We start from the raw sequence: 21,380 nt of genomic DNA, 5'->3' as shown, positions 1-21,380 counted from the left end.
GGCCGATTACTTCGGACGCGGTGGCTTCAGGTCTTCGCCCACGGCGGGCAACCTGCCCTGCCGGCGCAATGTGACCGCCTGCGCCACGGCAGCGGCGGCATTCTCGACTTCCTTCTGCACGCCAATATCCGCGTCGAGCGCCCGGTGCGACGTGGCATAGGGCGCGTAGTACCCGATAAAGCGGTCCAGTTGTGCCTGGGGGCCCGCTTCGAGCAGTCCCATCCAATTCAGCCAGTCGGACAGCGACCGGCGCACGCCTTCGATGCCCGCCACGTCACCGTGCACCACCACGCCGAAGACGCGGCCCGCGAGGTGCTTGGGATAGTCCCAGCCCTGCAGTTCCAGCGCCTTGGCTTCGGGCACCTTCTTGCCATGCGTGCTGCTGGGATCGGGGTTGCCGCCATCGGCGCAGACCAGCCGGTCCATCATCAGCTTCAGCGGACTTGCTACCTGATACCAGTAGGTCGGCGTCACGATCAGCACGCCATGCGCGCGGGCCCAGCGCGGATAGATCTCTGCCATCCAGTCATTGACCTGGCCCAGCGAGTGGTTCGGATAGCAACTGCATGGCCAGTGACAAAGCGGCATCGACGTGGAGACACACCCCTTGCAGGGGTGGATATGCCGGTCCGGATCGGACGTCAGCAGGCTCAGGTCCAGCGTGTCGACGGTCATCCGCAGGGCTTCCATCCTTGCCCGGGCGATGCCGGCCAGGCGCCACGATTTGGAGATCTCGCCGGGACAGGTGTAGTCATTCCTGGCCGCGCCAACCACCAGCAGCACACGCGAGGGGCTGGCAGGATCGTCATGCTCGCGCTGCGCATCGCGCACGGCATCGCGCGACTGGCGCCATTCGACGGACAGGTCGTAGTCCGGATCGGCCGCACCGGGGCCTGCCTTCGCGGTCACGGGTGCCTTGCGCCCCTCGCGGTAGGCATCCCAGGCGATGGCTTCCAGCCGGTCGATCGCGGCGTCCTCGGTCCGGAAGGCCGGGTCATAGAACCGGGCGCGAAAGCGTTCGCGGAACACCTCGCGCGGCATCGGTGCCGTGACCTGCCCCTTGCGCACGTCCTGCGCGGCCTCTGCGTGGGGGTCCGGCCGTTGCTTGTCCGCCATCGCGCCGGTTACTGCGGCGGCTGGCCGTTCGACGCGCTCAGGCCGCCATCCACGGGCAGGTTCACGCCCGTGATGTAGCGCGCATCGTCGCTGGCCAGAAAGGCAATCGCCCCGGCAATATCGTCCGGCTCCGCCGTGCGTCCCAGCGCGATGCGCTCGCGAAACTTGTCGAGCAGCGCCTCGTCCTTGAACATGTCGACGGTCAGGTCGGTGCGCGTCAGCGTGGGGCACACCGCGTTGATGCGCACGCCATCGCGGCCATAGTCCAGCGCCAGCGCGCGCGTCAGATTGACCACGCCGCCCTTGGCCGCGTTGTAGAAGCAGAGCTTCCAGTCGGCGCCAAGCCCCGACACCGAGGCGGTATTGACGATGCAGCCCTTGGTGCGGATCAGATGCGGCAATGCGGCCCGTGCGCCGAAGAACACCCCGTCGAGGTCGGTCGCCATGACCGCGCGCCAATCCTCCACACTGGCTTCGGTCGCACGGCCTTCAGGCGCCACACCGGCGTTGTTGACCATGACATCGAGTTTGCCGAAGCGATCCACTGCGGCGCGGACCAGGGCTTCCACCTGGTCGAGCTGGCTCACATCAGTCACCTGTACGAGGCGTTGCGCGTTCGGCAAATCGCTGGCCACCCGTTCGAGCTTGTCGCGTGTGCGCCCTGCCAGCACCACGGCCGCACCCTCCGATGCAAACCTGCGCGCGGCCGCTGCGCCGATGCCCGAGCCCGCACCTGTCACGATCACAACCTTGTCCTGGAACCGGTTCATGGTTTGCCTCCCCGGTGCCGATTACCGCGCGCCACCGCCGGCGCCGCCCGCCGCGCCGCCACCCGCGGTGCCGCCCATCCCGCCGCCCGAGGTGCCGCCACCCATGGTGCCGGTGCCCGTGGCGCCACCCGTCGTGCCACTTCCCGCGCTGCCGCCCGGCACGCGTCCGCCCGGCGCCACGCCGGTTCCCGGTGGCAGGCCAGTCGGCGTATCGGTCCTGCCGTCGCCAGGGTTCACGCTGGAAGTACCGGGCCTGCCGGGAGTGCCCGGCGTGCCGGGCGTTCCCGGTGTGCCGGGCCTGCCCACGGTACCTGGTGTCCCCGGCGTCCCAGGCATGCCCGGGGACGGCGTCGCGCTGCCATAGTTGCTGCTGTCAGTGGGCCCCGTACCCGGGCGCGTATTCGGCGCGCCATATGGATTGCCCGAGTTCGACGGATTGGCGCGGCCGCGCTGGCCCGCCTGGTTTCCAGCAGCGTTGGAGCCGGTACCGCCCGGCACGGTCGTCGCGCCGGGCGACGTCGAACCGGCGCCGCCACTGGTGCCCCCTGCACCCACGCCGGTGCCTGTCTGCGCATATGCGGCGCCCGTGCACAGCACGACTGCTGTCATCGCGATCAGCTTGCCTGGTTTCATGCCTGTTCTCCCAATCGGTGGACGAAAGATCTGCACGATCCTCGCAACGGCCATGCCGGGTGACGGGCCGCTCCGGCACGCCGTGCCTTCAAGCGGCAGATCCCGCGTTTGCGCCACCTGCCTTCACCCGCCGGGGCCGGGAACGCAGCGTCCCGGCATGTGGCGCGTGCGGTGCCGCAATAGTCCGACGGGTAGTCACCGACGGATAGTAAAAATCTCCGCCCGGTCGTCAGATGTACGTGCAACGGCTGCATCCGTGCGCTGCGTCGCGCCTTTGGGGGCTGGCACGGTCGATGCGTCGACTAAAGCTTTTCGCAACCCATGCACGAGGAGCGCAACCATGAGCGACACGACACCGGAAGGCGTGCAGCTGGAGAACCCGGCCAGCCCCGAAACCAGCGCGCCGCTGACGAACCATCGCTATGGCGGCCACAGCGGCGTAAGCGACGACCATCGAAAGCGCCAGTACGAGCAGGCCATGCCCGCGCATCTGGACAACGCTCCCACGCCCCGCTATTCGCCGTGCGGCACGACGGAACCGGCCGGCATCGAACAGCACGGCATGTATGGCACCGCGCCGCGCCAGGCCGCGCCGCCCACGATGGCCGAATCCACCCGACCGTTGCCCGGGCCCGCTTCGCTCGGCCAGTACGACAATGTCGACATGCAGGCCATCGCACCCCGCAGCGCCATCCAGCAGCGCGAGGTGCTGGACGAGCGCCTGGCCCAGTGGGTCGATCCCGGCACCGTCAAGGCAACGATCTCGGACGGCGTCTGCGTGTTGACCGGCCACGTGCACGACGCGCAAACGAAAGCCCGGATCGGACACGTGGCGCAGGAATGCCTGCCGTCCCATGAGATCCGCAACCAGCTGGAACTGGCCGTCAGCGGATAAGCAGTCGCCGGGCGACGCAAGCGGCAGTCGGCGCCAGCGACATCGACGGGCACGCTTGTTGCGCCACGGTGATTTCCGATGGCACATCACAGGAGACTGCAATGGCATCCAATCTCTCATCCTCCCAGGGCGCCGGCATTGTCGGTTCGGGCGTGGGCGAAGGCCCCGGCCCCGAAGTCATGGCCGCGTCGAGCCTCGACGACACCAAGGTCTACGCGTCCGATGGTGAGCACGTGGGCGAGATCAAGGAGATCATGATCGACGTTCAAAGCGGGCGCGTCGCATACGCCGTGCTGACGACTGGCGGTTTTCTCGGCATTGGCGATACGCTGCATGCGATTCCGTGGAGCGCGCTGGTCATGGACACCGACGCAAAGTGCTTCCGGCTTGGAATGACCGCCGACCGCATCAAGAACGCCCCCGGCTTCAACAAGGACAGCTGGCCGAGAATGGCCGATCCGCAGTGGGCCACCACCGTCCACCAGTATTACGGCCGCGACCCGTACTGGACCAATGTGGGCGGCCCCGTCTGACCTTCGCCACCGGATGACGCGTCGCGCCGACTGCCATCGCGCACTCGTACCGCACGGGTGCGCGGCGTCGGCGGCGGCGCGTATCTACCCGCGACTGCACGCCTTACAAGCCGGTGATTCAAAAGCCGGCGCGGCAGCCGCCGCATTGTCCGCAGCACCGAATGGATACCCCCGCTGATCGCCGCCAAAACATGGTGGCGCTGCAGCTACGCCGGCGCGGCATCGTGGATGCCCGTGTGCTGCAAGCCATGGGCGACGTACCGCGCGAGCAGTTCGTGCCCGAGGCGGCCACGCCGAGCGCCTATGACGATGCGCCGCTTGGCATCGGACAGGGCCAGACGATCTCCCAGCCCTATATCGTCGCCCGCATGATTGAAGCAGCGCGCTTGTCGCCCACTGCGCGCGTGCTGGAGATCGGCACAGGGTCGGGCTATTCGGCCGCTGTGACCGCGCGCGTCGCGGCCCACGTTATCTCTGTGGAACGGCACGGTGCGCTGGCGAACGCCGCGGCCGAAAGGCTCGCGGCGCTGGGCATATCGAACGTGGAGATTCACATTGCGGACGGCACGCGCGGCTGGCCCGCGGGCGCACCGTATGACGCCATCATCGCCACGGCCGGAGGCCCCCGCATCCCGGACGCATGGATCGAGCAGCTGGCACCGGGCGGCACGTTGATCATGCCGCTGGGCGCCCTGCATTCGCAGCAAACGCTGGTGCGGATCGTTCGCGAGACCGATGGACGCCTTACGCGCGACGAGCTCGCGCAGGTCATGTTCGTGCCGCTGATCGGCGAGCAAGGATGGGAGGACCCTCGCGCGGGCAACATGCGCCCCGCTGCGCGGGCGTTCGCCGATGCGGCGATCCCGCTTCCCGATATCGACGCCCCCGACTTTGCCGATTGGATCGACCGTTTCCGCGATTGCCGGGTGGTGTTGCTGGGCGAGTCATCGCACGGCACGTCGGAGTTCTATCGCGCCCGCGCCCGCGCCACGCAGCGGCTCATCGAACGACACGGCTTCACGATCGTCGCCGTGGAAGCGGACTGGCCCGACGCCGCTGCCATCGACCGCCATGTGCGCCAGCGGCCGCCTCCGTCGGACAACCAGGCCGGCAGCGGCATCGAAGCGTTCGCGCCGTTCTCGCGCTTTCCCACATGGATGTGGCGCAACCAGGAGGTGGCAGCGTTCGTGCAATGGCTGCGCGGCTACAACGCGCAGCGCCCCGCGCCAGACCAGGCGGGCTTTTTCGGGCTGGACCTGTACAGCATGAAGGCGTCGATGGCGTCGGTGCTGGCCTACCTCGACAGGATCGACCCCGCAGCGGCGGCCGAGGCGCGGCAACGCTACGCCTGCCTGGACCCCTGGCGGCAGCAGCCCGCCGTCTACGGTCGCGCGGTCCTGTCAGGCGCATACTCGGCATGCGAAGACGCCGTGATCGCGCAATTGCAGTCGCTGCTGGCCCAACGCATCGACTACGGCTCCCACGGCTTCGAGGACTACTTCGACGCGGCCCAGAACGCGCGGCTCGTTGCGTCGGCCGAACAGTACTATCGGCTGATGTACTACGGTGCCGCCGCCAGCTGGAACCTGCGTGACACCCACATGTTCGATGCCCTCACCCGCCTGCTCGACGCCCACGGCCAGCACGCCAAGGCGGTGGTCTGGGCTCACAACTCGCATATTGGCAATGCGGCAGCCACCGCCATGGGCATCGACCGCCAGGAACTGAACATCGGGCAACTGTGCCGCGAGCGTTTTGGAACCCGCGCAGCGTTGATCGGCCAGGACACCTATACCGGCACTGTGGCGGCGGCCTCCGATTGGGACGGCCCGATGGAGGTCAAGCGCGTGCTGCCAGCCCGGACCGACAGCTACGGCTTCGTCGCCCATGAAGCCGGGGTGCCGCGCGCTTTCGTGGATTTGCGCGCCAACGTGGCGTCCGCCAGCGCGGCGTTGCGCGCGGCATTGATGACGCCGCAGCAGGAGCGGTTTATCGGCGTCATCTACCGTCCCGAAACCGAACTGGTCAGCCACTATGCACGGGCGGTGCTGCCAGAACAGTTCGACGGGTGGGTCTGGTTCGAGGAGACCTCGGCCGTCACGCCCTTGCCTGTGGCCCAGACACTGGCTATGGGCATGCCCGAGACGTGGCCGTTCGGCCTCTAGCGCGTCCCCCGCACACCGGCGGATGCATGGATCGGGCGCGACATCGCCCAGCGTTTGAAACGTACGTGCTTGTGTCAGCTTTGCAACCAAATTGTCGGATTCCTCCGACAGCCATTTCGGAGCCCCGCGTCTGTTTCGCCTGTGGCCGGATGCCTATCGTGTCATCACGGCAAGCGCAATGACACAAGGCTGCCAGCTGCAACCCGCATCAACGATTGCCGAGCGCGGCGCGCATCGCCCGCAACGACGGATCTTACTTGGTACGCACCGCTATATCGGTGCCGCGGATTCTGTCGTTGCAGGCATGTCTGGCTCGCTCCCTGAACTTCAAACGGAAACGAGGTGAAAGCATGACGCAATTCAGGAAAAGGATCATTTTGGGACTGGCGCTGGCAACGACCGCCGTACTGGCGGCTTGCGGCGGTGGCGACGACGGCATCGATGACCGTATCGGCGTCAGCAAGCCGGCGGTGCGCGTGATCCATGCAGTCACGGCAGGTCCCAATGTCGACGTGCTGCAGAATGGCGCGAAGACATCGTTGACGAACATCCCGTACAAGACAGTGTCGGGCTACTTCGACGTCTCCACCGGCAACAATCTGTTCGCGTTCAATCTGACGGGCACGTCGACGCAGATCGGCTCGGCCACCGTGGATGCTCACACAGGGCACAAGTACACCGTGATCGCGCTGCCCGGCACCACGACCGCCGACGTGGCGCAGATCGACGATCCGTATGGCAAGGGGCTGCTTGATACATCGGCGCGCGTGCGGACCTTCAATGCGTCGATCAACGCGCAGAACATCGACGTGTACCTGACCACGCCCGCTGTGGATCTGAACTCGGTGTCGCCGAACATGGCATCGGTGCAGTACAAGGCCGCCGTACCGGCATCGGGCCAGGATTCGCAATATGTGGACGGCGGCACCTATCGCCTGCGCATCACCACCGCGGGCACCAAGAACGTGATCTTCGACTCGGGCGCGCTGACCATCAGCAAGAACGCCGACTGGCTGATTACCACGATCCCGGCCGATGGCTTTGGCGCCGTGGTGCCGAACAAGATCAAGGTGCTGGTGGCCCAAAGCAACACCAACAATGCGACTGCCCAGGAACTTGTGACACAGACTTCGTCGCAGTAACGCCAAGCCTGCGCCAGCGCTTCCGGTAGCGACGCCCCGATGCCCTTGCGGCATCGGGGCGTTTTTTCATGGGGCAGCGAGGTTCAATCTACCCGCCCGTGTCACGCGATATCGACGGCTGCTTAAAGCGAGTACAAGATGGCGGATGCGCTGAAACTGCTCGACGTCCACGCGGTGAATGGCGCTGGCACGCGGGTGGTGGACAGGGTGATGCTGAACGCCGCCTTCAAGAAGAACTAGCGCGCATGTGGCGCCCCGCGCGGGCGCCGCGCAGGCGGCCCGGGATGGTCGGTGTGACGCGCCGTCTATCCCGGCGGGTCCGTCCCGATCAGTCCTTGCCGATGCCGGCCTCGTCCTTGAGCACCGCAAGGTGCGACAGGTAGCTGTCCAGCTCGGCGCGGCCCTGGTCGGTGATCGTGTACACGCGACCGTTGCCCTCCACCAGCTCGGCGGTAATCGCGCGGGCCATCATCAGGCTGCGCAGCACGGGCCGCAAGGCACGAATGTTCTTGTCGATGCCACGTTCGCGAAGGCGCTCCATCAGGTTGAACACCGTGGATGGGCTGGCCTGCACCAGCTTGAGGATGTACAGCCGGGAAACGATCCGGTCGAGCGAAGGCGGTTTCATAGGCGCAGGTGACGCAGCCAGAGGTGCGGTAAGTCTAATCATCATGCGCAGCCCGAGACTGCTTGCGCAGCCAGGCCCTCATCGTCTTGAATGCCAAAAAAACGGGGTGCACGCAGTGGCACCCCGAAAGCTTGCTAGTGTCGCGCCGCCTGGGCGGCGCGATCGTTCAGGAACGCCACGGAGCGTTATTCTTCCTGGAACGCTTCTTCGCGCTTCGCCTTGATCGACGGCAGCGCCACCACGGCCACCAGGGCGGCTGCGGCAATCAGCAGGCCCACGGACAGCGGACGGGTGAAGAACACCGTGAACTCGCCACGCGACAGCAGCAGCGTACGGCGGAAGTTTTCCTCCATCATCGGTCCCAGCACGAAGCCCAGCAGCAGCGGCGCCGGTTCGCACTTGAGCTTCAGGAACAGGTAGCCGATCACACCGAAGGCGGCTGCCATGAACACGTCGAAGGTCTGGTTGTTGACCGAGTACACGCCGATGCAGCAGAACGTCAGGATGGCCGGGTACAGGAAGCGATACGGCACGGTCAGCAGCTTCACCCAGATACCGATCATCGGCAGGTTCAGGATGATCAGCATCAGGTTGCCGATCCACATCGAGGCGATCAGGCCCCAGAACAGCGACGGGTTGCTGGTCATCACCTGCGGGCCCGGCTGGATGTTGTGGATGGTCATCGCACCGACCATCAGCGCCATCACGGCGTTCGGCGGGATACCCAGCGTCAGCAGCGGGATGAACGACGTCTGTGCCGCGGCATTGTTGGCCGATTCCGGACCTGCCACGCCTTCGATGGCGCCCTTGCCGAACTCGTGTGCGTACTTCGAGGTCTTCTTTTCCAGCGAGTAGGCTGCAAACGAAGCCAGTGCCGCACCGCCGCCCGGCAGGATACCCAGCGCCGAACCCAGCATCGTGCCACGCAGCACGGCGGGAATCATGCGTTTGAAGTCTTCCCTGGTCGGGAACAGGTTCGTCACCTTGTTCGTGAACGTCTCGCGGGCTTCCTTCTGTTCCAGGTTCGCGATGATTTCCGCAAAGCCGAACATACCCATGGCCAGCGCCACGAAGTCGATGCCGTCGGTCAGTTCAGGCACGTCGAACGAGAAGCGCGCAGCGCCCGAGTTCACGTCGGTACCGATCAGACCCATCAGCAGACCCAGCACGATCATCGCCACAGCTTTCGGCAGCGAACCCGACGCCAGCACCACGGCACCGATCAGGCCCAGCACCATCAGCGAGAAGTACTCGGCCGGGCCGAATTTGAACGCCAGTTCCGACAGCGGGGTGGCGAAGGCCGCCAGGATCAGCGTGGCCACGCAACCGGCGAAGAACGAACCGAGACCGGCAGTGGCCAGCGCCACACCGGCGCGCCCGCGCCGTGCCATCTGGTAGCCATCGATGGTGGTCACCACGGACGACGATTCACCGGGCAGGTTCACCAGGATGGCGGTGGTGGAACCACCGTACTGCGCGCCGTAGTAGATACCGGCCAGCATGATCAGTGCAGCGACCGGCGGCAGCGAGTACGTCACCGGCAGCAGCATGGCGATGGTGGCCAGGGGCCCAAGGCCCGGCAGCACGCCGATCAGCGTACCCAGCACGCAGCCCAGAAACGCGTACGCCAGGTTTTGCAGCGTCAGTGCCGTGGAAAAGCCCAAGGCAAGGTGTTCAAACAATTCCATTTGAGGCGACTCCTTAGCCGGTGATGAAGGCAGGCCACACCGGCATCTGCAGGTTGATGCCGTACACGAACGCGCCCATGCTGATCAGCACGAGCACGACGCTGTTGAGCAGCGCGCCCTTCCAGCTGAACTCATGGCTGGCCATCGACGACACGATCACCAGCACGAACACCGACAACACCATGCCGAGCGGCTTGAGCAGCAGGCCGAACAGCACGACGGAACCGAGAATCCACAACAGGATCTTCAGGTCCCAGCGGGCGAGCTGGTCTTGCTCACCCTTGGACGACAGGGCCCCGATCGTCACGACCGCGCCCAGCAGTGCAAGCACGAGCCCGAGCAGGAACGGAAAATATCCGGGGCCCATCTTGGCGGCAGTTCCCATGGAATAGCCGCGAGCGACGAAGGAAAAGCCCAGGCCGACCAGAACGAACATCAGGCCGGAGGCAAAGTCCTTTTGGCTGCGTATGCGCAAAACGATTCTCCTCAAAGTTGTGAAAGCGGTACGCGTGGTTCACCGGCTCTGGCACGCCACGCTGCGAACGCGCGAGTGTGGACACGTTCGACGCGATGGGGCGAACGATAAAAATAGGAACTTTCAGCCGCCTTTCATTTGTCTGGGGTTTAGGGTATTTCCCGATCCCCACTTCAGCGGGCACCCTGCCGCAATACATCACATCGTGATGTAAAAGGCCTGCAACGACGGCATCGATGCAAGCCAACTGAAAGGCAGCGTGGTAAGACGAATGAAAGGAAAGATTGCGCAGTGAAGCGGCCGCGCGGCGTCCGGGTGCCGCGCAGCTTTCGACTGGCTTACAGATGCATCGGGCCGCGGGCCGTGGAAATCCTATGTGTGGTCATGCGGACGGCCTGCTGCATGTGTGCATGCGTCTTTTTCTTCAGCGGACCGCTTCGGCACCCGCGTCGACGTCCTCGCACGGACATCCCATGCTCGTGTCGGGCGCTTGCCCCACCGCTTCGGGTTGCGGCGTAGCGGGCAGGATATGGCTGCGCTTCCAGTTGCCGAAACGGTAGTACGGGAAGGCCAGCGCCACCGACACCACCGAACCGAGCGGAAAGCTCCACCAGATCGATTCGGCCCCGATATGACCGGCCAGCCCCCAGGCGAACGGCAGCCGGATCACCCACATCGAGATGAACAGGATGACCAGCGGCGCCATCACCGCACCGGTTGCCCGCACCGTGCCGAACACCACGATCGTGAAGCCGAACAGGATGAACGACCAGAGCACCACGCGGTTGATGTGTTGGGCGATCTCGATGGCCACGCTGTCGTCGCCCAGAAAGAGGCCGAGCGAATGGCGGTTGAACAGGTAGACCAGCGCCACGAGCGCGCCCGTCATCAGCACGTTGAACAGCAGGCCCACCTGCGTGATGCGCGACACGCGCGCCCACAGGCCCGCGCCCACGTTCTGCGCCACCATCGACGACACACTGGCGCCCACCGCGAGCGCCGGCATCTGCACGTAGGTCCACAACTGCGACGCCACGCCGTAGGCGGCAGTGGTCTGTGACCCGTAGCCGTTGACCAGCGACATCATCACGATGGCCGACGACGAGATCACCACCATCTGCAGGCCCATCGGCAGGCCCTTGGCCACCAGCGCCCTGAGGATGGCCGTATCGGGCTTCAGCAGCGCCAGTTGCGTCCGGTGCAGCAGCAGGAAATGCTTGCGCCGGTAGAGCAGCACGATCATCGCCACCAGGCTGGTCAGCTGGGCGATCAGCGTGGCCAGCGCCGATCCGGCAATGCCCAGCGCGGGCAGCGGCCCGACGCCGAAGATCAGCACCGGATTCAGCACCACGTCGAGCACCGCCGACAGCAGCATGAAATAGAACGGCGTGCGCGAGTCGCCGGCGCCGCGCAGCGTCATCATCACGAAGTTGTAGAAGTACATGAACGGCAGCGCGACAAAGATGATGCGCAGGTAGATGACGGCCAGTGGCGCGGCATCGTGCGGCGTCTGCATCGCCGCCAGGATCTGCGGAGTGAACACGAACCCCAGCGCGGCTGCCAGCACGGACATGCCCACGAAGAACGTGGTGCTGGTGCCCACCACCCGGCGCGCCTCGTCGATATCCCGTGCCCCGATGGCCTGGCCGATCATGATCGTATTGGCCATGCTGATGCCGAACACCACGCCCAGCAGAAAGAACAAGATGATGTTGGCGTTGGACGTGGCGGTCAGTGCCGCCTCGCCCAGATAGCGGCCCACCCACACGGAATTGATCGAGGCGTTCAGCGACTGGAGGATGTTGCTGCCCAGCACAGGCAGCGAAAACATCAGCAGCGTCCGGCCAATCGGGCCGGTGGTCAGTCTGGCATCGGGCTTCATAGGGGAATCTGTTTTTTCCGCACTGCAGCAAAAAAAGGACCAGCGCGGCGGGGTTGGATGAGTCGGGAGCGGGCGACGGACCCGCCAGTCTAGATCGCGGCCCGCCGCCCTGCCACCGGCATTGCGCTGACACGCACCGGGCGATTATCGACCACCCATGATCTCTATGCGCATTTAGCCGCGACGCGTTAAGCTTGCGGCTTTCCGACCGATCGTTCGCGGCCGCCGGCCGGCCGTCCCAACCCGTACAGGAGACACGCATGGCGTACCAGGATCTCGCCCTCTACATCGATGGAGAATTTGTCAAGGGAGGCGACCGGCGCGAGCAGGACGTCATCAACCCGGCCACCCAGGAACTGCTGGGCAAGCTGCCCCACGCCAGCAAGGCCGACCTGGACCGCGCGCTGGCCGCCGCGCAGCGTGCTTTCGAGACGTGGAAGAAAACGTCACCGCTGGAACGCTCGGCCATTCTGCGCCGCGTGGCCGAACTGACCCGCACCCGCGCCAAGGAAATCGGCCGCGATATCACGCTGGACCAGGGCAAGCCGCTGGCCGAAGCCGTGGCCGAAGTCACCATCTGCGCCGAACACGCGGAATGGCACGCCGAGGAATGCCGCCGCATCTACGGCCGCGTGATTCCGCCGCGCAACCCCAATGTGCGTCAGATCGTAGTGCGCGAGCCGATCGGCGTCTGCGCCGCGTTCACGCCGTGGAATTTCCCGTTCAACCAGGCCATCCGCAAGATCGTGGCAGCCATCGGCGCCGGTTGCACGCTGATCCTGAAGGGCCCCGAGGATTCGCCCAGCGCCGTGGTGGCGCTGGCGCGCCTGTTCCACGATGCAGGCCTGCCCCCGGGCGTGCTGAACATCGTCTGGGGCGTGCCGAGCGAAGTGTCCACTTACCTGATCGAGTCGCCGATCGTGCGCAAGATCTCGTTCACGGGCTCGGTGCCGGTGGGCAAGCAGCTGGCGGCCATGGCCGGCGCCCACATGAAGCGCGTGACGATGGAACTGGGCGGCCATTCGCCGGTTCTGGTGTTCGATGACGCCGACATCGAGCCGGCCGCCGAGATGCTGGCCCGCTTCAAGCTGCGCAACGCCGGCCAGGTGTGCGTGTCCCCGACGCGCTTCTACGTCCAGGAAAAGGCATATGACCGCTTCCTGGCGCGCTTTACCGAGGTGATCGGATCGATCAAGGTCGGCAACGGCCTGGACGACGGTACGCAAATGGGCCCGCTGGCGCACGAGCGCCGCATCGCCTCGATGGAACAGTTCCTGGACGATGCCGGCCATCGTGGCGGCAAGATCGTGGCCGGCGGCTCGCGCATCGGCGACAAGGGCTTCTTCTTCGCCCCCACCGTGGTGACCGATCTGCCCGACGACGCCAAGCTGATGGTGGACGAGCCGTTCGGCCCGGTCGCGCCGGTGACCCGCTTCAAGGACACCGAGGAAGTACTGCGCCGCGCCAACAGCCTGCCGTTTGGCCTGGCCTCGTACGTGTTCACGAACTCGCTGAAGACGGCCCACCAGGTATCGAACGGCCTGGAAGCCGGCATGGTCAATATCAACCACTTCGGCATGGCGCTGTCTGAAACGCCGTTCGGCGGCATCAAGGATTCCGGCATCGGCAGCGAAGGCGGCCAGGAGACCTTCGACGGCTACCTCGTGACGAAGTTTATTACGCAGGTCTAAGCGCTGGTCCGGCCCCTCTCCACCGGGAGAGGGGCGCCTCCCGCCTTGCCCTTGCTGTTCTCCCCTGTTGTTCACAGCCCCCGGGCCCTACTTTCCGCCCCTGGCCTTCCGGTAGTCCTCCGCATACGTCTTCCACTGCGCCAGCGACACGTCGCGGCCGTGCCGGGCCAGCCGTAGCGCCATCGACTGCCAGCGCCCGCCCGCGGCGAAATCCTGCAGTTTCTCGATCCGGTCCGCCGCCTGATGGCCGCAGCCACGCAGATGGGCCCAGGCAGCCGCGCGTGCCATGCAGGCCAGCACATCGACCAATGCCGCCTTGTCACGGCAATGCGCCAGGTCCACGCGATCGGTGGTCGGCTGCAGGCTCTTGACGACAAACGACTCGCGCCTGCCTAGCGCGACATATGACAGCAGCGCCGGCGAGGCCGCCTGCATGATCTGCTGGGTCGTCACCACGCGCTGCGCGTCGTTGCTCCAGTGCGGCTGGTGGCGCTGCAAATCCAGCCAGGCGCTGGGCGCTGCGCGCTTGATATCGATAAGTCGTTGCGACGTCGGGAATTGCGTGTCGTGCGCCAGCACGACGTAGCGTTCCAGCCCCAGGCTGCCCACGCCGGCCACGCGGCGGGCGGCATCTTCGGCAACAAAGCGATGACCGTGATGCTCCTGCTGCGAGTAGAGGGTCAGGATATGCGCCGCCCGTTCGCGCGCACCACGTTCGGCCCGCAGCGCCCGCCGGTCAAGATTGAGCCGCCTGCGCCCGCCACGCAGCGTGGTGCGCGCCGCCAGCAGCGCCCCGCGGCGGCGGCGTTTCACCTGGCGCAGCAGCGTGGCCACCAGCCCGGTTGCCGTCGCCCGTTCGATCCAGCGCGGCTTGCCGGTGCGCAGCGTATGGGTGTATTCGCCGAGCATGTTGGCGCAGGCCACGTGGGCGTCCGCTTCGGACAGCCCGTACTGGTGTGCGGCCACCAGCACGCTCGACAGCATGCGCACGGCGTCCACGGTAAATGGTGCCACCAGCGCGTCGTCGAAATCGTTCAGGTCGAAGTACACCAGCCCGTTGTCGCCCTTGAACGATCCGAAATTCTCCACGTGCAGGTCGCCGCAGACATAGGTGCGTGGCGCATCCAGCCCGATCTCGGCCCGCAGCGACGCCGCGTAGAGATGGTTGGTGCCCCGGAAGAAGGCGAACGGCTCCGCCGCGATGGCGGCCAGCTTCATGGTGAGCCGGTCCGGGTCGCGGCCATGGTTGTAGAGCAGGATGCTTTCGGTGACGGCGTGCATGTGCGAGGTCCCTGGGAAACGTCGCGGCGCCCGCCGCCAGCATGGGGACGCTAGCGGAAGAACACGCCGCGGGTCAGGAAAGTGTAATCCGCTTCCGCAGCCATGAGCCATACCAGCACCAGCAGGCACAGCGGCGGCAACAGGATCGCGCAGATCAGCGCCAGCCGTTCCCACGCCATGTGCATGAACACGGCGACGATCAGCCCCGCCTTGAGCAACATGAACAGCAGAAGCAGGAACCAGCGCAGGTACCCGGTCAGGTTGAAGTAGTCCACCATGTACGACATGGTGGACAGCACGAACAGCAGCAGCCACACCTTCAGGTACAGCTTGATCGAATGCGATTGCCCCCCGTGCTCCTGGGCCGGTTCGCCGTGCGGCGCCGCTTGGGTTGGTGTCGATGCCATGATGCGCCTCACCACAGGTAGAACAGCGCGAAGATGAAGACCCAGACCAGGTCCACGAAGTGCCAGTACAGGCCGGCGATCTCCACGGGCTGGTAGTTCCCGCCGATGTCGTAATGGCCGCGCAGCACCTTGCTGGCGATCACCAGCAGGTAGATCACGCCACACGTCACGTGAAAGCCATGGAACCCCGTGATCATGAAGAACACGGAACCGAACTGCGCAGCGCCATGCGGGTTGCCCCACGGCCGCACGCCTTCCAGGACGATGAGTTTGGTCCATTCGTATGCCTGCATGCAGACGAAGACTTCGCCCAGCCACGCCGTCACGAATATCAGCTTGGCGCAGTTCAGGCGGTCGCGCCGGTAGGCGCAGTTGACCGCCATGGCCATCGTGCCGCTGCTGGTGATCAGCGTGAACGTCATGATCGCAATCAGCAGCATGGGCACCTGCCGGCCGCCAATGTTCATGCCGAAAAGCTCGGCCACGTTCGGCCACGGCACCGTGGTGGCGATCCGCACGGTCATATAACCGGTCAGGAAGCAGCTGAAGACGAAGGTGTCGGACAGCAGGAAGATCCACATCATCGCCTTGCCCCACGACACCTTGAACGCGCGCTGGTCCGAAGACCAGTCGGCGACCAGGCCGCGCAGGCCGCCCGGCGGATGATCGTGCGGCGACGCCGCCGGGGTGGAGAGTTGCGAACTCATCGGTGTACCTCCCTCATCCCCGGCCGCAGATGTAGTTGACGAGCTCGGGCGTCAACCACGCCAGCGCGGCCAGCAGTACGATCCATACGCCCAGCAGAAAATGCCAGTACCGGGCGCAAAGACCGATGCGCACCTGCGTGCGCATGCCGCTGCCGCGATCGAAGGCCACGAATGCAAAGGCGACGAGCCCGCCGATCATGTGAAGACCGTGCATGGCCGTCAGCAGGTAGAAAAAGCTGCCGGCCGGATTGCTGGCCGGCACGACATGCGCCGCATACAGCGCCGCCCACCCCCAAAGCTGCGATCCCACGAACGCCAGCGCGCCGAGCCCGCCCAGCCGCAGCGCCCCGCGCGCGCGCGCCATCCGCCCTGCCCTGGCCGCACGCGAGGCCACCGCCATCGCCACGCTGGCCATCGCAAGCAGGCCCGTTGACAGCCAGACCTGCCACGGCAAGGCAATCCGATGCCAGTCGGGGCTGTCCATGCGCATGACGTAGGCCGCCAGGAACAGCGTGAACAACGCGGCCACCACGCCCATGAATACCCACAGCCCCGTGCTGCCCGGTGCACGCTGGCCGTGGCCGTGCATGGCGTCGCCGCCCGCGCCGCTGCCGGGGGAATCGGGCGATACACGGAAAACGCCGGCTCCCGAACCGGCCGCCATCGGATCGGCATTCATGCCACGGCTCCCCGGCTGGGATACGGCTCGGGCTCGCCACCCCCGGCATCGGGCGGCGCGTTCTGCGCGATAAAGTCTTCGCTGGCGCCCGGCTCGCTGTACGCATAGGCCCAGCGGTACACCACGGGCAGGTGCGGCCCCCAGTTGCCATGCACGGGAGGCGTCTGCGGCGTTTGCCATTCCAGTGACGCCGCGCGCCAGGGATTGGGGCCGGACACCCGTCCGCGGCGCAGGCTCCAGAACAGGTTGAAGACGAACAGGAGCTGGGCCGCCGCCACCACGAAGGCCGCGATGGAGATGTACATGTTCATCGTATGCGCCGATTCCGGAATGAAGCTGTAGTTGTCCCAGGCGTAGTAGCGGCGCGGCATGCCCATGATGCCCAGGTAGTGCATCGGGAAGAAGATCGCATAGGTGCCCACGAACGTCACCCAGAAATGGATGCGGCCCATGGTGTCGTTGAGCATGCGCCCGGTCACCTTCGGATACCAGTGGTAGATGCCGCCGAACACCACCAGGATCGGCGACACGCCCATCACCATATGGAAGTGCGCCACCACGAAATAGGTGTTGGACAGCGGTATGTCGACGCTGACGTTGCCAAGGAACAGCCCCGTCAGGCCGCCGATCACGAAGGTGCTGATGAACGCGATGGCGAACAGCATCGGCACCGAGAAATGAATGTCGCCCCGCCACAGCGTGATGACCCAGTTGTACACCTTGATGGCCGTCGGCACGGCGATGATCAGCGTGGTCGTGGCGAAGAAGAAGCCGAAGTACGGATTCATGCCGCTCACGAACATGTGGTGCGCCCAGACCACCACGGACAGCAGGCCGATCGCCAGGATGGCCCAGACCATCGTCCGGTAGCCGAAGATGCTCTTGCGCGAATGCACGCTGACCAGGTCGGACACGATGCCGAACGCCGGCAGCGCCACGATATACACCTCGGGATGCCCGAAAAACCAGAACAGGTGCTGGAACAGCAACGGGCTGCCGCCCTTGTAGTTGAGCTGCTGGCCCATCGACACCATGGCCGGCATGAAAAAACTGGTGCCCAGCGTCTTGTCGAGCAGCATCATCACGCCGGAGACGAACAGCGCGGGGAATGCCAGCAGCGCCAGGATGGTGGCCATGAAGATGCCCCACACGGCCAACGGCATGCGCAACATCGTCATGCCCTCGGTACGCGCCTGCAGCACGGTGGTCACGTAGTTCAGCCCGCCCATGGTGGCGGCGACGATGAAGATCAGCAGCGACACCAGCATCAGGATGATGCCCCAGTCATGCCCCGGCGTGCCCGGCAGGATCGCCTGCGGCGGATACAGCGTCCAGCCCGCGCCCGTGGGCCCGCCGGGCACGAAGAAGCTGGCCAGCAGCACGATCACGGACAGGAAGTAGACCCAGAAACTGAGCATGTTCAGGAACGGGAACACCATGTCGCGCGCGCCCACCATCAGCGGGATCAGGTAATTGCCGAAGCCGCCCAGGAACAGTGCCGTCAGCAGGTAGATCACCATGATCATGCCGTGCATGGTGACGAACTGGTAATAGCGGTTGGCGTCGATAAACTCGAACTTCCCCGGAAACCCCAGCTGCATGCGCATCAGGTTCGACAGCGCCACGCCAACCAGCCCCACGAAGATGGCCACCAGCGTGTACTGCACGGCAATCACCTTGTGGTCCTGGCTCCAGACGTAGCGCGTCCAGAAGCTCTGCGGACCGTGATGGGTGGCGTCGTCGGCATAGGCCATTGCGTCCTCCTTGCCTACTTCCCGGCCTGGGGCGCCGCACCGGCGCCGGAGCCCAGCGAATGGATATAGGCGGACAGCGCCGCCACCTCCGCATCGGTCACGGGCACCTTCGGCATGACCGGCCCAAAGCCCTTGACCACACGCGCCTGCGGATCCTCGATTTCCTTCTTCAGGAAGGCGTCGTCGACGGTGGCACTGCTGCCATCGGCAAACGTCTGCGTGCTGCCGTACAAGCCCTTCCACGACGGGCCCACGCCCTGCGTCCCGTCGATGCTGTGGCATGCCACGCAACCCTTGCTCTGCGCCAGCGCCCGGCCCTGCTCGACGTTGCCACTGGCGCCCGCGCCGGGGGCCACGCCGGTACCCGGCAGCGCGGCCGGCTGCGGCGCCTTGGCCTGGGTCATCGCGAAGGTCTGCTGCTTGGCCAGCCAGGCCTCGAATGCCGCGGGTTCCTCCACCACCACATGGCCGCGCATGTTGTAGTGCCCCACGCCGCAAAGCTGCGCGCACAGGATGTCGTACTTGCCCGCCTGTGTGGGCGTGAACCAGAACGAGGTCACCATGCCCGGCACCATGTTCATGCGGGCCCGGAACGGCGGCACATAGAAATCGTGCAGCACGTCCTTCGATCTCAGCAGCACCTTGACCGGGCGGTTCAACGGCAGGTGCACTTCCGGTCCCAGTATGATCACATCGTCCTGGCTGTTCGGGTCGTCCGGATTCAGGCCCATCGGATTGGTGGCGCTGGTGAAGCGCGGGTCCGTCGTGCCCAGCGTGCCGCCCCGGCCGGGAAAGCGGAAGGCCCATTGCCATTGCTGGCCCACCACCTCCATCGCCATGGCCTCGTGCGGCGGCCTGACATAGTCGGCGTAGACAATCAGCCCCGGCGCCAGCAGTGCCATGATGCCCACCGCGCTGAGGCCGATCAGCCAATGCTCGAGCCGGCGGTTCTCGGGTTCGTAGGCGGCCCGATGCCCCGCGCGATGCCGGAAGCGCCAGACGATATACCCCAGCAGCACATTGATGCCGACGAAGAACGCGCCGGTGATGACGAGGGTAATGGTAAGCGTGTCGTCCATCTGTTTCCAGTTGGACGCCAGCGGTGTCAGCCACCACGGGCTCAGGAAATGAAAGAGCACCGAAGCAGCGACCATGATGACGAGCACGACCGCGATCGCCATGTCCCCCTCCTCTTACGCACGCAAGGGAACGGGCCGGAAGGCAGGGGCAGGCAGGTGCGCCCGTTCACGCACGTGGAATAAGACTAGTGCATCGGTTCAGGCCACTGCAAGGCGACATGTGCCGCATATCGTTCGGAGCCACTCGCGCGGCCGCACCCGGCATGTCACGCGTGCGGCACAGCAAAAATGGCAGTGGGAACATGACGGTCCCAACTGCCATCCGTGGGCGCACGCGGGCCGTGGCTCACAGCCATGCCATGCGCACAACACCTTGCATCACAAGACGATGTATCTAGTGCACGACATCGCGCGATTCCAGCTTCCAGTAGCACAGCGCGATGCACATGCCGAAGATCAGGTGGCCCACCAGCGTATGCCAGCCCCGCGCGTCGATGAACCACGGGAACGCGGCCGTCATCACATGGAAGTTGAACAGGTAGACCACCAGCCCGAATCCCGCGCCCACCAGCATCGACATGCCGACGCTCGAATCTAGCTGGAACGGCGCGATGATGGCGCAAAGCACACAGCCCAGCACAATGCCGATCACGAAGTGAATGATCAGCGCCACGGCCACCGTGCTGACACTGAACATCGACGTCTGCAGCACGTCAGGGCCCATCACGATGGCAGCGATCAGGCGCGTGGTGCCCCACGGATGCACGCCGGCCACCATGCTCGACCAGAACATCTCCACGACGATCAGCAACGCCCCTGCGGCCAGGCCCGATACCGCGGCGGCAGACCAGTCGGGCAGGCGGCGCACGTAGTGGTGCGAATGCATGTGAAGTTCCATAGCTTCCTCCCATTGGTGGCGACGATAGCCATCATGCGTCCAGCATAGGACACCGGCCGCGGCAGATGCAGACGGCCCACCCGCCTGGCACGTTGTGCAGCGCGGCGTAGCGCACGAACGGTCCCATCAGAGCCGCCGGGGCGCGACATGCGCCGCAGCAGAGAAACTCTGCAAGCGTTTCAAACATTGCGGGACAACCCTGACGCTTCCGGCCTTGTATTCGCCACCCACGGCCTATACTGGAAACAGAACGAAACAAGACAGGAGACCGCCATGATTCACGTACAGGCGCACGATCTTGTGTTTTTGATCCCCATGGCGCTCGTCGGGCTGTTGGCGATGGGTGCGATCCCGGTGGCCGCCAAGGCGCTGCGTATCAGCTGCCGGTGCGCGGGCGCAATCATCGGGGTGCTGCTAGGGGTGCTCGTGCTGGAGGCGTTGCCGCTGCTGATATAGCTGCGCGACCGCTGGAAGTGAAGCGCCTGTGAGAGAGAAGGAGGCGCGATGTCATTGACACTGCTCGCTGCCTTGATGGCGGCGCTGCTGGTCCTGACCGTGGCGTCCGCGCTATGGCGATGCAGCCATCCCTTCCGGATGCGCTACACGCGATGCGCGCGCCGGCGCGCCCGCGCCGGCCTGTGCAGGGAGTTGCGACAGAGGCACTCCCACATCCCCTGAATTCCCGCCGGAACTCAGATCTCGATCATCGAGAAGTCGCCCTTGCTGACGTCGCACTCGGGGCAACGCCAGTCCTCGGGAATCGCTTCCCAGCGCGTGCCAGGCGCGATGCCGTCCTCGGGCCAGCCCTGTTCCTCGTCGTACACCCACCCGCAAATCAGGCAAACCCAGGTCTTGTAGGCAATCGCTTCCTGCTCCAACACTCGCTCCTTTTGATCGTCAATCGGTCAGTCCGGGGCGAATGATACGCGGTTTCGGTGCGGGCACCCGGGCTGCGGC

The 21,380-nt window shown here is 65.5% G+C and carries 21 protein-coding genes; 6 read left to right on the top strand and 15 right to left on the bottom strand.

Features of this window, described 5'->3' with window-relative positions; genetic code table 11:
- Positions 1-6 precede the first annotated feature (6 nt).
- From AC24R4_RS08845 to AC24R4_RS08835, 3 genes are read right to left on the bottom strand one after another with little or no spacing between them, the layout of a single operon-like run.
- The gene (locus tag AC24R4_RS08845) at positions 7-1,116 is read right to left on the bottom strand and encodes a flavodoxin family protein (RefSeq protein ID WP_487522760.1); all 1,110 of its coding nucleotides are present in this window, start codon (positions 1,114-1,116) and stop codon (positions 7-9) included.
- Positions 1,117-1,124: 8 nt separating this feature from the next.
- Positions 1,125-1,886, bottom strand: a complete 762-nt coding sequence (budC, locus tag AC24R4_RS08840; protein WP_487522759.1) for a meso-2,3-butanediol dehydrogenase — start codon at positions 1,884-1,886, stop codon at positions 1,125-1,127.
- A 21-nt stretch (positions 1,887-1,907) separates the two neighbouring features.
- Positions 1,908-2,519, bottom strand: coding sequence for a hypothetical protein (locus AC24R4_RS08835; protein ID WP_487522758.1), 612 nt, complete (start codon positions 2,517-2,519; stop codon positions 1,908-1,910).
- Positions 2,520-2,859: 340 nt separating this feature from the next.
- Here AC24R4_RS08835 and AC24R4_RS08830 point away from each other — a divergent pair, with 340 nt between their 5' ends.
- From AC24R4_RS08830 to AC24R4_RS08815, 4 genes are all read left to right on the top strand, one after another.
- Complete coding sequence (locus AC24R4_RS08830; RefSeq protein ID WP_487522757.1) at positions 2,860-3,414, top strand: BON domain-containing protein; 555 nt, start codon at positions 2,860-2,862, stop codon at positions 3,412-3,414.
- Between the two features lie 101 nt (positions 3,415-3,515).
- A complete protein-coding gene (locus AC24R4_RS08825) occupies positions 3,516-3,947 on the top strand; it encodes a PRC-barrel domain-containing protein (protein WP_487522756.1) in 432 nt (143 codons plus the stop codon).
- A 161-nt stretch (positions 3,948-4,108) separates the two neighbouring features.
- Complete coding sequence (locus AC24R4_RS08820; protein WP_487522755.1) at positions 4,109-6,112, top strand: protein-L-isoaspartate(D-aspartate) O-methyltransferase; 2,004 nt, start codon at positions 4,109-4,111, stop codon at positions 6,110-6,112.
- Positions 6,113-6,462: 350 nt separating this feature from the next.
- Complete coding sequence (locus tag AC24R4_RS08815; protein ID WP_487522754.1) at positions 6,463-7,254, top strand: DUF4397 domain-containing protein; 792 nt, start codon at positions 6,463-6,465, stop codon at positions 7,252-7,254.
- A gap of 328 nt (positions 7,255-7,582) precedes the next feature.
- On the opposite strand, the gene AC24R4_RS08810 is transcribed toward AC24R4_RS08815, so the two are convergent.
- The 4 genes from AC24R4_RS08810 to AC24R4_RS08795 all read right to left on the bottom strand — a co-directional run bounded on the left by AC24R4_RS08810 (position 7,583) and on the right by AC24R4_RS08795 (position 11,927).
- Complete coding sequence (locus AC24R4_RS08810; RefSeq protein ID WP_400396205.1) at positions 7,583-7,882, bottom strand: helix-turn-helix transcriptional regulator; 300 nt, start codon at positions 7,880-7,882, stop codon at positions 7,583-7,585.
- Positions 7,883-8,067: 185 nt separating this feature from the next.
- Positions 8,068-9,570: a tripartite tricarboxylate transporter permease gene (locus AC24R4_RS08805; RefSeq protein ID WP_400396206.1), complete on the bottom strand. Its 1,503-nt coding sequence runs from the start codon at positions 9,568-9,570 to the stop codon at positions 8,068-8,070.
- A gap of 13 nt (positions 9,571-9,583) precedes the next feature.
- A complete protein-coding gene (locus tag AC24R4_RS08800) occupies positions 9,584-10,045 on the bottom strand; it encodes a tripartite tricarboxylate transporter TctB family protein (RefSeq protein WP_153949202.1) in 462 nt (153 codons plus the stop codon).
- A 424-nt stretch (positions 10,046-10,469) separates the two neighbouring features.
- The gene (locus AC24R4_RS08795; RefSeq protein ID WP_487522753.1) at positions 10,470-11,927 is read right to left on the bottom strand and encodes an MATE family efflux transporter; all 1,458 of its coding nucleotides are present in this window, start codon (positions 11,925-11,927) and stop codon (positions 10,470-10,472) included.
- Between the two features lie 260 nt (positions 11,928-12,187).
- Between AC24R4_RS08795 and AC24R4_RS08790 the strand changes: the two genes are divergently transcribed.
- Entirely contained in the window at positions 12,188-13,618 is a 1,431-nt protein-coding gene (locus tag AC24R4_RS08790) for an NAD-dependent succinate-semialdehyde dehydrogenase (protein WP_400395831.1), read from the top strand.
- An 87-nt stretch (positions 13,619-13,705) separates the two neighbouring features.
- On the opposite strand, the gene AC24R4_RS08785 is transcribed toward AC24R4_RS08790, so the two are convergent.
- The 7 genes from AC24R4_RS08785 to AC24R4_RS08755 all read right to left on the bottom strand — a co-directional run bounded on the left by AC24R4_RS08785 (position 13,706) and on the right by AC24R4_RS08755 (position 20,423).
- A complete protein-coding gene (locus tag AC24R4_RS08785; protein ID WP_487522752.1) occupies positions 13,706-14,899 on the bottom strand; it encodes a DUF2252 family protein in 1,194 nt (397 codons plus the stop codon).
- A 50-nt stretch (positions 14,900-14,949) separates the two neighbouring features.
- The gene (locus tag AC24R4_RS08780; protein WP_153949198.1) at positions 14,950-15,306 is read right to left on the bottom strand and encodes a cytochrome C oxidase subunit IV family protein; all 357 of its coding nucleotides are present in this window, start codon (positions 15,304-15,306) and stop codon (positions 14,950-14,952) included.
- Between the two features lie 8 nt (positions 15,307-15,314).
- Positions 15,315-16,013, bottom strand: a complete 699-nt coding sequence (locus AC24R4_RS08775; protein ID WP_400396961.1) for a heme-copper oxidase subunit III family protein — start codon at positions 16,011-16,013, stop codon at positions 15,315-15,317.
- Between the two features lie 13 nt (positions 16,014-16,026).
- The gene (locus AC24R4_RS08770) at positions 16,027-16,692 is read right to left on the bottom strand and encodes a cytochrome c oxidase subunit 3 (protein ID WP_487522751.1); all 666 of its coding nucleotides are present in this window, start codon (positions 16,690-16,692) and stop codon (positions 16,027-16,029) included.
- Positions 16,689-18,446 (bottom strand): cytochrome c oxidase subunit I, encoded by a 1,758-nt coding sequence (gene ctaD / locus AC24R4_RS08765; protein ID WP_400394343.1) that lies wholly within the window; start codon positions 18,444-18,446, stop codon positions 16,689-16,691. The genes AC24R4_RS08770 and ctaD overlap by 4 nt, the downstream gene beginning before the upstream one ends.
- A 14-nt stretch (positions 18,447-18,460) precedes the next feature.
- Entirely contained in the window at positions 18,461-19,627 is a 1,167-nt protein-coding gene (locus AC24R4_RS08760; RefSeq protein WP_400394342.1) for a cytochrome c oxidase subunit II, read from the bottom strand.
- Between the two features lie 292 nt (positions 19,628-19,919).
- A complete protein-coding gene (locus AC24R4_RS08755; RefSeq protein WP_400394341.1) occupies positions 19,920-20,423 on the bottom strand; it encodes a hypothetical protein in 504 nt (167 codons plus the stop codon).
- A gap of 273 nt (positions 20,424-20,696) precedes the next feature.
- On the opposite strand from AC24R4_RS08755, the gene AC24R4_RS08750 reads away from it, so the two are divergent.
- On the top strand, positions 20,697-20,879 hold the full coding sequence (locus AC24R4_RS08750; RefSeq protein WP_092602616.1) for a hypothetical protein: 183 nt from the start codon (positions 20,697-20,699) through the stop codon (positions 20,877-20,879).
- Positions 20,880-21,115: 236 nt separating this feature from the next.
- On the opposite strand, the gene AC24R4_RS08745 is transcribed toward AC24R4_RS08750, so the two are convergent.
- Positions 21,116-21,301, bottom strand: a complete 186-nt coding sequence (locus tag AC24R4_RS08745; protein ID WP_153949192.1) for a rubredoxin — start codon at positions 21,299-21,301, stop codon at positions 21,116-21,118.
- Between the last annotated feature and the right edge of the window lie 79 nt (positions 21,302-21,380).

The organism is Cupriavidus sp. CER-90 (genome assembly GCF_057652055.1).
This window is presented reverse-complemented; position numbering and strand designations above follow the sequence as displayed.

Excerpts from the sequence above, each read along its gene's own strand:
- AC24R4_RS08775 (WP_400396961.1), bottom strand. The coding sequence starts at position 16,013 with ATGAGTTCGCAACTCTCCACCCCGGCGGCGTCGCCGCACGATCATCCG.
- AC24R4_RS08845 (WP_487522760.1), bottom strand. The coding sequence starts at position 1,116 with ATGGCGGACAAGCAACGGCCGGACCCCCACGCAGAGGCCGCGCAGGAC.
- AC24R4_RS08810 (WP_400396205.1), bottom strand. The coding sequence starts at position 7,882 with ATGAAACCGCCTTCGCTCGACCGGATCGTTTCCCGGCTGTACATCCTC.
- ctaD (WP_400394343.1), bottom strand. The coding sequence starts at position 18,446 with ATGGCCTATGCCGACGACGCCACCCATCACGGTCCGCAGAGCTTCTGG.
- AC24R4_RS08815 (WP_487522754.1), top strand. The coding sequence starts at position 6,463 with ATGACGCAATTCAGGAAAAGGATCATTTTGGGACTGGCGCTGGCAACG.
- AC24R4_RS08820 (WP_487522755.1), top strand. The coding sequence starts at position 4,109 with ATGGATACCCCCGCTGATCGCCGCCAAAACATGGTGGCGCTGCAGCTA.
- AC24R4_RS08750 (WP_092602616.1), top strand. The coding sequence starts at position 20,697 with ATGATTCACGTACAGGCGCACGATCTTGTGTTTTTGATCCCCATGGCG.
- AC24R4_RS08835 (WP_487522758.1), bottom strand. The coding sequence starts at position 2,519 with ATGAAACCAGGCAAGCTGATCGCGATGACAGCAGTCGTGCTGTGCACG.
- budC (WP_487522759.1), bottom strand. The coding sequence starts at position 1,886 with ATGAACCGGTTCCAGGACAAGGTTGTGATCGTGACAGGTGCGGGCTCG.
- AC24R4_RS08795 (WP_487522753.1), bottom strand. The coding sequence starts at position 11,927 with ATGAAGCCCGATGCCAGACTGACCACCGGCCCGATTGGCCGGACGCTG.
- AC24R4_RS08830 (WP_487522757.1), top strand. The coding sequence starts at position 2,860 with ATGAGCGACACGACACCGGAAGGCGTGCAGCTGGAGAACCCGGCCAGC.
- AC24R4_RS08760 (WP_400394342.1), bottom strand. The coding sequence starts at position 19,627 with ATGGCGATCGCGGTCGTGCTCGTCATCATGGTCGCTGCTTCGGTGCTC.
- AC24R4_RS08790 (WP_400395831.1), top strand. The coding sequence starts at position 12,188 with ATGGCGTACCAGGATCTCGCCCTCTACATCGATGGAGAATTTGTCAAG.
- AC24R4_RS08770 (WP_487522751.1), bottom strand. The coding sequence starts at position 16,692 with ATGAATGCCGATCCGATGGCGGCCGGTTCGGGAGCCGGCGTTTTCCGT.
- AC24R4_RS08805 (WP_400396206.1), bottom strand. The coding sequence starts at position 9,570 with ATGGAATTGTTTGAACACCTTGCCTTGGGCTTTTCCACGGCACTGACG.
- AC24R4_RS08780 (WP_153949198.1), bottom strand. The coding sequence starts at position 15,306 with ATGGCATCGACACCAACCCAAGCGGCGCCGCACGGCGAACCGGCCCAG.
- AC24R4_RS08755 (WP_400394341.1), bottom strand. The coding sequence starts at position 20,423 with ATGGAACTTCACATGCATTCGCACCACTACGTGCGCCGCCTGCCCGAC.
- AC24R4_RS08785 (WP_487522752.1), bottom strand. The coding sequence starts at position 14,899 with ATGCACGCCGTCACCGAAAGCATCCTGCTCTACAACCATGGCCGCGAC.
- AC24R4_RS08825 (WP_487522756.1), top strand. The coding sequence starts at position 3,516 with ATGGCATCCAATCTCTCATCCTCCCAGGGCGCCGGCATTGTCGGTTCG.